Raw genomic sequence first — 12,420 nt, 5'->3', positions numbered from 1 at the left:
GGTCCGCCCTCCCTCGGGAGGGCGGACCGGGGCCCGTCGTCGTACCGGATCAGCCCTGCGGCGTCAGCGCCACGGTGTAGCGCTCCAGCTCGGCGGCCAGCTCGGCCGGCACCTTGGCGTGCAGCAGCGTGCCGTCCGCGGTGTGCTCGGTGGCGATCAGCTCGCCCTCGGCGTGCACCCGGGAGACCAGGCCGCCCTGGGTGTACGGGACGAGGGCGTGCACCTCGACGGCCGGGCGCGGCAGCTCGTCGTCGATGAGCTTGAGCAGCTCCTCCATGCCCTGGCCGGTGCGGGCCGACACCACGATGGCGTGCGGCTCGCGGCGCAGCAGCCGCTGGAGCACCAGCGGGTCGGCGGCGTCGGCCTTGTTGATCACCACGATCTCGGGCACGTTCTGCGCGTCGACCGAGACGACCACCTCGCGGACGGCGGCCAGCTGGGTCTCCGGCTCGGGGTGCGAGCCGTCCACCACGTGCAGGATGAGGTCGGCGTCGGCGACCTCCTCCATGGTGGAGCGGAACGCCTCGACCAGGTGGTGCGGCAGGTGCCGCACGAAGCCGACGGTGTCGGCCAGGGTGTAGACCCGGCCGCTCGGCGTCTGCGCCCGGCGCACGGTCGGGTCGAGGGTGGCGAACAGGGAGTTCTCCACCAGCACGCCCGCACCGGTGAGCCGGTTGAGCAGGGAGGACTTGCCGGCGTTGGTGTAGCCGGCGATGGCGACCGACGGCACCTGGTGGCGCCGGCGCTCCTGCCGCTTGGTGTCGCGGCCCTTCTTCATGTCGGCGATCTCCCTGCGGAGCTTCGCCATCTTCTCGCGGATCCGACGACGGTCGGTCTCGATCTTCGTCTCACCGGGACCACGGGTGGCCATGCCGCCGCCGGACGAGCCGGCGCCGCCACCACCCATCTGCCGGGAGAGCGACTGACCCCAGCCGCGCAGGCGCGGAAGCATGTACTGCATCTGCGCGAGCGAGACCTGCGCCTTGCCCTCGCGGGACTTGGCGTGCTGGGCGAAGATGTCGAGGATCAGGGCCGTCCGGTCGACGACCTTGACCTTGACCACGTCTTCCAGGTGGATCAGCTGGCCGGGGGTGAGCTCACCGTCGCAGACGACGGTGTCGGCCCCGGTCGCCGCGACGATGTCGCGCAGTTCCTTGGCCTTGCCGGAGCCGATGTAGGTGGCGGCGTCGGGCTTGTCGCGGCGCTGGATGACGCCGTCCAGCACCTCGGAGCCGGCCGTCTCGGCGAGGGCGGCGAGCTCGGCGAGCGAGTTCTCCGCCTCCTCGACGGTTCCGTCGGTCCAGACACCGACGAGCACCACGCGCTCGAGGCGGAGCTGTCGGTACTCGACCTCGGTGACGTCCTGGAGTTCGGTGGAGAGGCCGGCGACGCGGCGCAGCGCGGCACGCTCGCTGCGGTCGTACTGGTCGCCGTCGTAGTGGTGGCCGAGGTCCTCGTCGATGGCCGCGAGGTCCTCGTCCATGAGGGCTTCCGCCCGCAGACCGTCCGTGCGGCGCGGGGCGTCGGCGTGGTCGCGGGTGTCGAACGTGGAGGTCATTCTGTCCTTAGGCTGCTGGTACGGGTGGCCTGTGCGCGACCGTACGGACGGTCGTGCCCGGAGTCTGCCCAGCTGCCGCCCCGTCTACCACTCGGGCGAGGTGTGAGCTACCCCTCGGGACCGAGGGACCGGCTGAGACTCCTCTGCCCGGTGAACGCCGCGGTCCGGCCGTGAATTCCCCATGATGTTCGCACGCCCGGTGCGGACCGGTCATCCCCATTTTCCGGCGGCGCGTCGCCCGGCGAGTCCGCCGGCCCGTCCCCCGCCGCCTCCCGCACGGCCTCCCCCGCCGCCCCGCCCGCCGGGGTCCGCCCTCCGCCGCCGCCCGCCGGGGCGTGCGGACGGCTGACGTCGTACACGCCGGAGACCTTCAGCATGGCCCGGAGCACGGCGGCGAGCGAGGCCGGGTCGGGCAGCTCGACGGTGTAGGTGTGCCGGACCCGGAGTTCCTGCGGCGGCTCGACCTCGGCGGAGACGATCCCGACCCCCTCCTCCGAGATCGCCGCGGTGAGGTCGGCGAGCAGGCGGGGCCGGTTCAGCGCCTCGGCGCGCAGGGTGGCCCGGTAACCCGCGGGCGGCGCGCCCGGCCGCCAGTCGACCTCCAGCGCACCGCGGCCGTCGGCCCGCATCCGCTCCCCCGCCGGACAGCCGGCCCGGTGCACGGCGACCGCGCCGCCCCGGATCGGGTAGCCCGCGATCGCGTCGGGCGGTACGGGGGTGCAGCAGCGCGCCAGCCGGACCGGAGCACCGGGGCGGCCGGCCACGGTGACCGGGGCGGCCGGCCGGTCGGGGGCGGCGCGGTGCGCGGGCGGCGCCGGCTGCCCGGCCGAGGGGCCGGTGCGGACCACCGGACGGCGCGGCGGGTGGTCGGCCAGCCAGCGTTCGATGGCCAGCCGGGCCGCCGGGGTCCGGACGTGCGCCAGCCACTCGGGCGCCGGGCCGGACGGTTCGGCGCGGTGGCGGCCGGGCCCGGACGGAGCGCCGTCCTCCCGGCCGGGCGTCCCGGCGCCGTCGGGCGGCGCGGACCCGGCGGGCGCCGCGGGCTCGTCGGTGAGGATGGCCACCCGGTCGCCGTCCCGCAGGACGGTGGAGAGCGCGGTGAGCCGGCCGTTCACCCGGGCCCCGATGCAGCGGTGGCCGGTCTCCTCGCCGAGCAGGTACGCGGCGTCCACGCAGCTGGCTCCGGCCCTCAGCTGAAGCGTTTCGCCGTGCTCGGTGACGACGGTGATCTCGCGGTCCCCGGCCAGGTCGGCGGTGAGCGCGGACCAGAAGGCGTCCGGGTCCGGGGTCTCCTGCTGCCACTCCAGCAGTCGGGAGAGCCAGCCGGGCCGGGCCGGGTCGGTGCGGTCCAGTTCGTCGCCGCCCTGGTCGCCGCCGCCCGGCTGTCCGGGGTCGCCGAGCGCGACCACGCCGGTCTCTGCGACCTCGTGCATCCGCCGGGTGCGCACCAGCACCTCGACGACCTCGCCGCCGGCCAGCGCCACCGCGGTGTGCAGGGACTGGTAGAGGTTGAACTTGGGGGCGGCCACGAAGTCCTTGAACTCGCCGGGCAGCGGCGTCCAGCAGGTGTGCAGCTCGCCGAGCACGGCGTAGCAGTCGGCGTTCTCCTCGACCACCACCAGCAGGCGCCCGAAGTCGGCCGGCTGCGGCCCCTGCGGCCTGCCGTCCGGGCCGGGCGCGGCGGCCCGCTTGAGCAGGACCCGGTGCAGCGAGACGCCGTGCCGGGGGCGGACGGTGACCTCGGCGGCGATCCCGGCCTCGGCGAGCTGGCGGTCCAGGGCCCGGGCGAACGGCTCCAACAGGGTGTCCTGGCCCGCCTCGTGGCGGGTGAGCAGGGCGCGGGCGCGGGTGTGCTCCTCGGGGTGCAGGGTGGCGAAGACGATGTCCTCCAGCTCCGCCTTGAGCACCTGGATCCCGAGGCGTTCGGCCAGCGGGATCAGCACGTCCCGGGTGACCTTGGCGATCCGCACCTGGCTGGCCGGCTTCATGTGCCGGATGGTGCGCATGTTGTGCAGCCGGTCGGCCAGCTTGATCACCATGACCCGGACGTCGTCCCCGGTGGCGACCAGCATCTTGCGGAAGGTCTCGGCCTCGGCGGCGGCGCCGAAGTCGACCTTCTCCAGTTTGGTCACCCCGTCGACCAGGTAGGCGACTTCGGGCCCGAACCCGGCGCCCACCTGCTCCAGCGTCAACTCGGTGTCCTCCACGGTGTCGTGGAGCAGCGAGGCGACCAACGTGGTCGTCCCGGCGCCGAGTTGGGCCAGGATCATGGTGACGGCGAGCGGGTGGGTGATGTAGGGCTCGCCGCTCTTCCGCTTCTGCCCGCGGTGACTGGCCTCGGCCAGCCGGTAGGCGCGCCCGAGCAGGCCGAGGTCGGCCTGCGGGTGGTGCCGCCGGTGCGCCTGGACCAGTGGTTCGAGGGCGTCCGGCACCGGCGGACGGTCGGTGGCCAGCAGCGCGGCCCGGCCGGCCCGGCCGAGGGCGGCCCGGCCCAGCCCTCCGAGGGGCCGTCTGGGCCCGGCCTGCCGTGCGGTCGTCGGCTGCCCCGCCAGGGGCTGCCCGGCTTCGATGGTCATCGGCACCTCCGGCAGCGGTCACCGGGAGCTTGGGCCGACCCGGTGGTCCATGCTACCGAGCAGAGCACGTTCCGCGATGCCCTGCTTCCCGTCCGTCATCGGTATCACCCGAACGGGGGGATTCGGCCGCATACGGATTGGGCAAACCGGCCGACCACACCGCCTGACGCGACCGGCTCCGCACTGCCGTGCGGGTGTCACCCCTCCTGTGCGGCCGTCAGACCCGGCTCCAGCTCGCCACGGGCCACGATCACCGCCGGACCGGTCTTCTCCACCCGGCCGTCCGGGTACTCCGTGATCATCAGTCGGCCGCCCAGGACGTCCACCGTGTAGGTGACGGCCTCGCCGGTGACCGCCGGGTCGACGCCGTCCCGGCGGGCGGCGGCCACCGCGACGGCGCAGGCGCCGGTGCCGCAGGAGCGGGTCTCGCCGGAGCCGCGCTCGTGCACCCGCATGGCGACGTGGCGCGGGCCCCGGTCCACCACGAACTCGACGTTGACGCCCTCCGGGTAGACCCCCTCGGGGCTCGTCGCCGGCGCGGCCAGCAGGTCGCCGGCGTGGTCCAGGCTCTCGACGAAGGCCACCGCGTGCGGGTTGCCCATGTTCACGTTCAGGGCCGGCCAGCGCCGCTCGCCGACGGCGACCTCGATCCCGTCCGGACCGGGCAGCACCGCGCGGCCCATGTCCACGGTGACCTCGCCGGGCGTGCCGTCCTCGGCGTCCTCGGCGATCCGCACCGTCCGCACCCCGGCCCGGGTGGCCACCGCCAGCTCGCCCGGCTCGGCCAGCCCGGCCTCGACCAGGTAGCGGGCGAAGACCCGGACCCCGTTGCCGCACATCTCGCCGATCGAGCCGTCCGAGTTGCGGTAGTCCATGAACCACTCGGCCCGGTCGGCCAGGCCGGCCGCGGCCGGGTCGGCGGCGGAGCGCACCACCCGCAGCAGCCCGTCCCCGCCGATCCCCGCCCTGCGGTCGCAGAGCGCGGCGACGGCGCGCGGGCCGATGTCCAGCCGGCCGTCCGGGTCGGGGACGATGACGAAGTCGTTCTGGGTGCCGTGCCCCTTGAGGAAGGGGAGGCCGACGGGCTGAGCGGAGGAGGCGGTCACCCTCCCGATGCTACCGAGCCGGGCCGGACGGCCGCGCTCCGGTTCCACCGGGCGGACGGGTCGGCCGGGCGGACGGCCGGGCGGGGCAGCACGGGACGGACGGGCCGCGCGGACGAACCGGACGGCCGCACCCGGGCCCTACCGACCGGAGAGCCGGACCACTCGCCACAGGGCCAGCGCGCAGGCGGCCAGCACGATCAGCGTGTAGATCACGATCGACTTCCACCCGGCCCGCTCGCCGGTGCCGCGGCGCGGCAGACCCGGCCACTTGTAGCCGGCGTGCCGGGCGGCCATCGCACCCCAGCCGACCGAGGCCGCGGTGAGCAGCAGGCCGAGCATCCCGATCATCGCCGACCCGGCCCCTGCCGAGCCGAACGCCAGCGGGAAGGCGAACATCAGCGAACCGGCGGTGGCCAGCAGGGCGATCGGCAGGGTCTGCCACCAGCGGAGCCGGCGGCGCGGGCGGATCTCACGCTCGTGCACGGCACCGGCCGGGGCGCTGTCCAGCGCCGGCAGGGCGACCGCGTAGGAGGTGGGTGCGTCGAGGCCCGGCAGGACCGGCAGATCGGGCAGCGTCGAGGCGTCGAGGCCGTCGGCCTGCGCGGTGGCGGCACGGCCGCTCCGCTGTCCGGCGCTCTGGCCGGTTTCGGGGCCGGTACCCGTCGACACGCGGCCTCCCCTGACAGTTCGACACGAGTGCGAACTCGCGGCCGGGCACGATCGGCCGCCCGGCCGATCCCTTATGGCATCGATGATGGCATGTCCAGGGGGGCGTTCCGGGCCTGACCGGGGTAGACGGGTGATCCGTGGCCATCACGTGATCCGGCCGTGACCGCCGGGTCGTCCTGCACGGCCGTCTGCGCGCGCAGCTGCACCGCCGGGTGGCCGGAAACCGCCTATCGGACGGCGGGTTCCTGACGGTCGATCAGCTCCAGCGAGCGGCCGAGCAGCTCGACCGGATCGGTGCCGGCCGGGCGGGCGAGCCAGTGGATCCGGTCGTCCCGGCGGAACCACGACTCCTGTCGCCGGGCGAACCGCTTGGTGGCCCGGACGGTCTCGGCGCGCGCCTCGTCCTCGGTGCACTCCCCCGCGAAGTGGTCCAGCACCTGCTGGTAGCCGAGCGCCCGGGAGGCCGTCCGCCCCTCCCGCAGGCCGACCTTCTCCAGCTCCCGCACCTCGTCGAGCAGCCCGGCCTGCCACATCCGGTCCACCCGCAGGGTGATCCGCTCGTCCAGCTCGGGCCGGGGCACCGCGACGCCGATCTGCACGGCGTCGTACACGGCGGTGTTCGTCGGCAGGTTGGCGGTGAACGGCTGCCCGGTGATCTCGATGACCTCCAGCGCGCGGACGATCCGCCGGCCGTTGCCGGTCAGGATCGCCTCGGCCGCGGCGGGGTCCAGTGCGGCCAGCCGCCGGTGCAGCACGTACGGGCCGGCTTCGGCCAGTTCGGCCTCCAGCCGGGCGCGGACCTCCGGGTCGGTGCCGGGGAACTCCATCTCGTCGATCGCCGCCCGGACGTACAGCCCGGAGCCGCCGACCAGGACGGGGGTGCGGCCGGCCGCGAGCAGCCGGTCCATGACGGCCCGGGCCGACCGCTGGTACTCGGCGACGCTGGCGGCCTCGGTGACGTCCCAGATGTCCAGCAGGTGGTGCGGGATCCCGCCGCGCTCGTCCGTCGTGAGTTTGGCGGTGCCGATGTCCATGCCCCGGTAGAGCTGCATCGAGTCGGTGTTGATCACCTCGCCGCCGAGCGCGCGGGCGATGGCGACGGCCAGGTCGGACTTGCCGGCGGCGGTCGCGCCGACGACCGAGACGACGCGGGGCCGGCCGGGCTCGACGGGGCGGACGGGCGGGGCGGTGGGGGAGCTGCTCACCGGTCAAGTCTGCCAAAAACGGCGACCCGCCGACGGCCCTCCCCGGCCGGCCCGTCCGATCGGGCGACCATATGACCGATTACCTCCGTTTTCGGCCGCGCCGGGTCCTTGCGAACGGTTCGCCCGCGACGGACGTTGTGAGGGAAACGGACGAGGAAGGGTGAGGCGCCATGGGTCTGATGGACAACCTCAAGGGCAAGGCCGGAGAGCTCAAGGACAAGGCCGGCGAGTTCGCCGGCAAGCACAGCGCGCAGATCGAGCAGGCGGTCGACAAAGCCGGCGGCGCGATCGACAAGGCCACCAAGGGCAAGTACGCCGAGAAGATCGAGCACGGCACCAGCAAGGCCAAGGGTGCGGTGGACGACTTCGCCCACAAGCCCCCGACGTCCGGCCCCGACGCCCCCGCCGGCGGCACCCCGGGGCCGACCGTCTGACGGACGCCCCCGCCCGGCGGGTCAGCTCCAGGCCGCGACCAGGTAACCCACCCCGTACGGGGCGTCCTGGTAGCCCAGCCGCCCGGTCAGGCCGGCGCCCTCCGCGGCGCCGGCCAGGACCTGCCAGGGGGCCCGTCCCTCGGCCTTCAGCTCGGCGGCCAGGTCCGCGTCCAGCGCGGCCAGCGCCGCGGTGTCCGCCGACCCCAGGGCCCGCGCCGACGCGGCGTCGAACCCCTCGGCGCGCTCGTCCAGGTAGCCGGGCGCCTTGACCGAGCGGCAGGCGCTGCCGTCCCCCATCACCAGCAGCCCGACCCGGTCGGCCAGCCCGGCCAGCCCCTGTCCCAGCCCGAGCATCCGGTCGGCGGGCGCGTCGGCGGGCACCGCACAGGCGTGGGTGGGCACGGTCACCCCGGCCCGCTGCAGCAGCCAGGCGCCGACGGTCAGCGCGGGCGCCAGCTCCGGACCCTCGGCCCGGCCGCCCGGCAGCGCGGCCACCAGCGGCACGCCGTACCGGTGGAAGGAGCCGGCGCCGCCCTCGGTCCACACCTCGGGCTCGGGGCCGGTGCCGACCACCACGAGCAGGTCCGGAGCGGCGGCGAGCACCGCCGCCACCGCCTCGTCGCAGGCCGCGCGGAGCGGCTCCAGTTCGGCGGCCGCCCCGGCGGCGACCTCCGGGACGAGCAGCGGCGGGCAGGGGCAGACGGCGGCGGCAACCAGCATGTGGATCACTGTAACGAACAACGCGAGCGGCCCGGCCGGATCCGTGATCCCGCCGGGCCGCCGCGCGCGGAGCTCGCTCAGTCGCCGCAGCAGCCGCCCGCCGGGGCGGCGAGCGGCAGCGCCGCCGGGGCGCCGACGGACGGCAGGCCCAGCATCACGCCGGCCGGCTTGGCGGCCGGCCGGGCCTGGCGCTTCTCCCAGGCGTCCCCGGCCCGGGTGCGGCGCACCGCGAGGGCCGGCCCCTCGGCCAGCAGGTGGTGCGGGGCCGCGTAGGTGATCTCCACCGTGACCATGTCGCCGGGCCGGACCGGCTCCGGGGGGCGGGTGAAGTGGACCAGCCGGTTGTCGGGGGCGCGGCCGGAGAGCCGGTCGGTCTTGTCGTCCTTCTTGCCCTCGCCCTCGGCGACCAGGACCTCCAGGGTGCGGCCGACCTGCTTCTTGTTCTCGTCCCAGGAGATCTCCTCCTGGAGGGCGATCAGCCGGTCGTAGCGGGCCTGGACGACGGCCTTGGGGATCTGGTCCGCCATGTCGGCCGCCGGGGTGCCGGGGCGCTTGGAGTACTGGAAGGTGAAGGCGTTGGTGAAGCGGGCCTCGCGGACCGTGTGCATGGTCTGCTCGAAGTCCTCCTCGGTCTCGCCGGGGAAGCCCACGATGATGTCGGTGGAGATGGCGGCGTCCGGCATCGCCTCCCGCACCTTGCGGATGATGCCCAGGAAGCGCTCCTGCCGGTACGAGCGGCGCATCGCCTTGAGCACGGTGTCCGAGCCCGACTGCAGCGGCATGTGCAGCTGGTGCATCACGTTCGGGGTCTCGGCCATCGCGGCGATCACGTCGTCGGTGAAGTCGCGCGGGTGCGGCGAGGTGAAGCGGATCCGCTCCAGGCCCTCGATCTGCCCGGCGGCGCGCAGCAGCTTGGAGAACGCCTCGCGGTCGCCCAGGTCGGAGCCGTAGGCGTTGACGTTCTGGCCGAGCAGGGTGACCTCGATGACGCCCTCGTCGACCAGCGCCTCGATCTCGGCGAGGACGTCGCCGGGGCGGCGGTCCTCCTCCTTGCCGCGCAGCGCCGGGACGATGCAGAAGGTGCAGGTGTTGTTGCAGCCGACCGAGATCGCGACCCACGCGGCGTACGCGGACTCGCGGCGGGTGGGCAGGGTGGAGGGGAAGGTCTCCAGCGACTCCAGGATCTCGACCTGGGCCTTGCGCTCGACCGCGGCCCGCTCCAGCAGCGCCGGCAGGTGCCCGATGTTGTGGGTGCCGAAGACCACGTCGACCCAGGGGGCCTTGCGGACGATGGTGTCGCGGTCCTTCTGGGCCAGGCAGCCGCCGACGGCGATCTGCATGCCCTTGTGACGGGTCTTGACCGGTGCCAGCTGCCCGAGGTTGCCGTACAGCTTGTTGTCGGCGTTCTCCCGGACCGCGCAGGTGTTGAAGACGACCAGGTCGGGGTCGCCCTCCTGCCCGGCCTTCACGTACCCGGCGTCCTCGAGCAGCCCGGAGAGCCGCTCGGAGTCATGGACGTTCATCTGGCAGCCGTACGTGACGACCCTGTAGCTCTTCGATCCGCTGTCACCGCTCACCCGACCAGGGTACGGGCAGCCGCGAACGACTTTCCCCTCCCGTTCGCCGCATGCGCCTGGCACTATCCCTGCATGGCCCCCGACACCCGCACCCACCTCGGCAGCGCCGTCCGCACGGCGGCCCGCCGCCCGCTCTGGCGGGTGGCGATGGTGCTGGTCCTGGTGGCGGCGGGCCTCAGCGGCTGGTGGCTCTCGGAGAGCCGCTCGCCGGGTTACCCGCAGGGCGACACCGGTTTCGCCACCGGGGTGAAGCGCGGGGTGTACGACCGGTACGGGCAGCTGCTGGAGACCCACGTCGCCAAGGCGATGCCGGGGGTCAGGCTGCGGCTGGACAACTCGGAGGGGTCGATCGACAACCTGGCCCGGGTGACCAACGGCCGCGACGACTTCGCGATCGCCACCGCCGACGCCGTCGCCCAGTACTCCGGGCCCGGCCGGGAGAAGCTCCGGGCGATCGCCCGGCTCTACGACGACTACCTCCAGCTGGTCGTCCCGGCCTCCTCGCCGGTCCGCCGGGCGGCCGACCTCAAGGGCCTGCGGGTGGGCGTCGGCCAGTCGCTGTCCGGGGTCAACCTGGTCACCCGGCGGCTGCTGGCCGCCGCCGGCCTGGACCCGGACCGCGACATCAAGCCCGCCTTCCTGGGCATCGGCGACGCGGCCGACGGCCTGCGGGCCGGCGAGCTGGACGCGTTCTTCTGGTCCGGCGGACTGCCGACCAGCGCGCTGACCGACCTGTCCGACCACGTCCGGATCAGGATCGTGCCGCTCGGCGACCTCGCCGAGGCGGTCCACAAGGTCGAGGGCGGCGGCACCGACGCCTACCGCGCGGCCACCATGCCGAAGGGCACCTACCCCAACGCCGAGCCCAAGGACGCCGTGGCCACCGTGGCCGTCCCCAACCTGCTGATCACCCGGGCCGACGTCGACGACGACCTGGTCCAGGGCATGACCGGGGCGGTGATAGACAGCCGCGACCAGATCGGCGCCCAGGTGCACGCCGCCCAGCTCGTCGACCTGCGCACCGCCGTCTACACCGACCCGCTCCCGCTGCACGAGGGCGCGATGCGCTACTACCGCTCGGTCAAGCCGTAGCGGCCGCCCCGGCTGCCGCCGGGGCCGGGGCGGGGCGCTCTAGAGCTGCTTCCTGGTCGCCCGCGGCACCGCCAGGGTGACCGCCAGACCGGTCGGCACGACCGCGCCGAAGGTCAGCGAGCCGCCCGCCGCCTGCAGCAGGGTGCGGGCGATCGACAGCCCGAGGCCCGAGCCGTCCACGTTCTGGTGGCGCGCGCTGCGCCAGAACCGGTCGCCGGCCCGGGCCAGTTCCTCCTCGGTGAGGCCCGGCCCCCGGTCCGAGACGGTCACCGCGACCTCGTCCCGCCGTACCGCGACCAGCACCCGCACCCGGCTCCCGTCCGGCCCGAACTTGATCGCGTTGTCGAGCACCGCGTCCAACGCGCTCCCGAAGCCGATCGGATCCGCCAGGCCGAGCGCCAGGGCCGGTCCCTCCCAGGCCAGCTCGATCCCGCGCTGCGCGGCCACCGGCCGCCAGGCGTCGGCCCTGGCGAGGGCGAGCACGGCGAGGTCGGTCGGCTCCGGCTCGGGGCGGGCGTGCTCGGCGGTGGCCAGCCCGAGCAGGTCGTCCAGCACGCGGGCCAGCCGGACACCCTCCTCGCGGACCCCGCCGAGCTCCTCGTCGTGCCCCTCGGGCAGCTCCAGGCCCAGCACCTCGACCCGCAGCAGCAGCGCCGCCAGCGGGTTGCGCAGCTGGTGCGAGGCGTCCGCGACGAAGGCCTTCTGCTGGTCGAGGGCGAGCACCACGTGGTCGGCCATCTCGTTGAACGACCGGGCCAGCCGCTGCAGCTCGGGCGGTCCGCCGCCGGGCGCCACCCGGGCGTTCATCCGGCCGGTGGCGATGTCGTGGGTGGCCCGGTCCAGGGTGCGGACCGGGCGCAGCACCCATTCGGTGAGCCGGCCTGCCAGCAGCACCGCGACGATCATCGCGGCGGCCTCACCGGCTCCGATCACCAGCCAGCGGTGCAGGACGCGGGTGCGCAGCGCGCCGGTCGGGGACTCGCTGAGCACTACCGCGACCACGTCGCCGTCCCGGACCACCGGGGTCGCGACGGTGAGCGTCCGGTCCGGGGTCCACGGCCAGACCTGGGGCGGGTTGTGGCTGCGCCGGCCGTCGAGCGCCTCCTGGAAGGCCTGCTCGCCCCAGCCTGCGACCGGCACCCGCCAGTCGGCCGGGGCGACCGCGATCGGCATGCCGTCGCGCTGGAAGATGCCGATCCGCACCCCGTACAGCTCGTGGTAGCGGACCACCTCGTTGCCCAGGGCGTGCCGGCGGCTGAGGTCGCCGGGAGCCGGCTGCGGGTCGCCCTTGAGCGCGGACTCCAGGCCGGACACGCCCGAGGTCGGCAGGTCCTGGGCGAACCGGGCGGCGTCGTCCAGGCGGTCGACCACCACCCGGCTCTGCTCGGCGGCCGCGACCGCGGCGGCGAGCGGCAGTCCGAGCGCGGCGAGGACGCAGAGCATCAGCGCGATCAGGATGCCGAGAAGGCGGGTGCGCACGTGC

The 12,420-nt window shown here is 74.7% G+C and carries 10 protein-coding genes; 2 read left to right on the top strand and 8 right to left on the bottom strand.

Annotation, left to right across the window (positions count from 1 at the left end; translation table 11 throughout):
* Positions 1-49 precede the first annotated feature (49 nt).
* From hflX to miaA, 5 genes are all read right to left on the bottom strand, one after another.
* Entirely contained in the window at positions 50-1,558 is a 1,509-nt protein-coding gene (hflX, locus tag ABZY91_RS06330) for a GTPase HflX (protein WP_355400190.1), read from the bottom strand.
* Between the two features lie 107 nt (positions 1,559-1,665).
* Positions 1,666-4,134, bottom strand: a complete 2,469-nt coding sequence (locus tag ABZY91_RS06325) for an HD domain-containing protein (RefSeq protein WP_355400188.1) — start codon at positions 4,132-4,134, stop codon at positions 1,666-1,668.
* A gap of 197 nt (positions 4,135-4,331) precedes the next feature.
* Positions 4,332-5,240: a diaminopimelate epimerase gene (dapF, locus tag ABZY91_RS06320; protein WP_355400186.1), complete on the bottom strand. Its 909-nt coding sequence runs from the start codon at positions 5,238-5,240 to the stop codon at positions 4,332-4,334.
* 138 nt (positions 5,241-5,378) lie between these two features.
* Positions 5,379-5,909, bottom strand: a complete 531-nt coding sequence (locus tag ABZY91_RS06315) for a hypothetical protein (RefSeq protein ID WP_329882572.1) — start codon at positions 5,907-5,909, stop codon at positions 5,379-5,381.
* A 227-nt stretch (positions 5,910-6,136) separates the two neighbouring features.
* Positions 6,137-7,114, bottom strand: coding sequence for a tRNA (adenosine(37)-N6)-dimethylallyltransferase MiaA (gene miaA, locus ABZY91_RS06310; protein ID WP_355400184.1), 978 nt, complete (start codon positions 7,112-7,114; stop codon positions 6,137-6,139).
* 170 nt (positions 7,115-7,284) lie between these two features.
* Between miaA and ABZY91_RS06305 the strand changes: the two genes are divergently transcribed.
* Positions 7,285-7,548: an antitoxin gene (locus tag ABZY91_RS06305; RefSeq protein ID WP_329882570.1), complete on the top strand. Its 264-nt coding sequence runs from the start codon at positions 7,285-7,287 to the stop codon at positions 7,546-7,548.
* A gap of 21 nt (positions 7,549-7,569) precedes the next feature.
* On the opposite strand, the gene ABZY91_RS06300 is transcribed toward ABZY91_RS06305, so the two are convergent.
* Together ABZY91_RS06300 and miaB are read right to left on the bottom strand one after the other, a co-directional pair.
* A complete protein-coding gene (locus ABZY91_RS06300) occupies positions 7,570-8,268 on the bottom strand; it encodes a class III extradiol dioxygenase subunit B-like domain-containing protein (RefSeq protein ID WP_329882569.1) in 699 nt (232 codons plus the stop codon).
* Positions 8,269-8,345: 77 nt separating this feature from the next.
* Positions 8,346-9,845, bottom strand: coding sequence for a tRNA (N6-isopentenyl adenosine(37)-C2)-methylthiotransferase MiaB (gene miaB / locus ABZY91_RS06295; protein ID WP_355400181.1), 1,500 nt, complete (start codon positions 9,843-9,845; stop codon positions 8,346-8,348).
* A 72-nt stretch (positions 9,846-9,917) separates the two neighbouring features.
* Between miaB and ABZY91_RS06290 the strand changes: the two genes are divergently transcribed.
* Positions 9,918-10,937 (top strand): TAXI family TRAP transporter solute-binding subunit, encoded by a 1,020-nt coding sequence (locus tag ABZY91_RS06290; RefSeq protein ID WP_355400179.1) that lies wholly within the window; start codon positions 9,918-9,920, stop codon positions 10,935-10,937.
* Positions 10,938-10,976: 39 nt separating this feature from the next.
* On the opposite strand, the gene ABZY91_RS06285 is transcribed toward ABZY91_RS06290, so the two are convergent.
* Positions 10,977-12,416 carry a HAMP domain-containing sensor histidine kinase gene (locus tag ABZY91_RS06285; protein WP_329882566.1) on the bottom strand — a complete coding sequence of 480 codons (1,440 nt, stop codon included), beginning with the start codon at positions 12,414-12,416 and terminating at the stop codon, positions 10,977-10,979.
* Positions 12,417-12,420: the final 4 nt, after the last annotated feature.

It is taken from the genome of Kitasatospora sp. NPDC002965 (genome assembly GCF_040611255.1).
Lineage (GTDB): Bacteria > Actinomycetota > Actinomycetes > Streptomycetales > Streptomycetaceae > Kitasatospora.
The sequence above is the reverse complement of the archived record's forward strand: the minus strand, read 5'-3'. Positions and strand labels throughout refer to the sequence as shown.

Excerpts from the sequence above, each read along its gene's own strand:
- hflX (WP_355400190.1), bottom strand. The coding sequence starts at position 1,558 with ATGACCTCCACGTTCGACACCCGCGACCACGCCGACGCCCCGCGCCGC.
- ABZY91_RS06325 (WP_355400188.1), bottom strand. The coding sequence starts at position 4,134 with ATGACCATCGAAGCCGGGCAGCCCCTGGCGGGGCAGCCGACGACCGCA.
- ABZY91_RS06305 (WP_329882570.1), top strand. The coding sequence starts at position 7,285 with ATGGGTCTGATGGACAACCTCAAGGGCAAGGCCGGAGAGCTCAAGGAC.
- ABZY91_RS06300 (WP_329882569.1), bottom strand. The coding sequence starts at position 8,268 with ATGCTGGTTGCCGCCGCCGTCTGCCCCTGCCCGCCGCTGCTCGTCCCG.
- ABZY91_RS06290 (WP_355400179.1), top strand. The coding sequence starts at position 9,918 with ATGGCCCCCGACACCCGCACCCACCTCGGCAGCGCCGTCCGCACGGCG.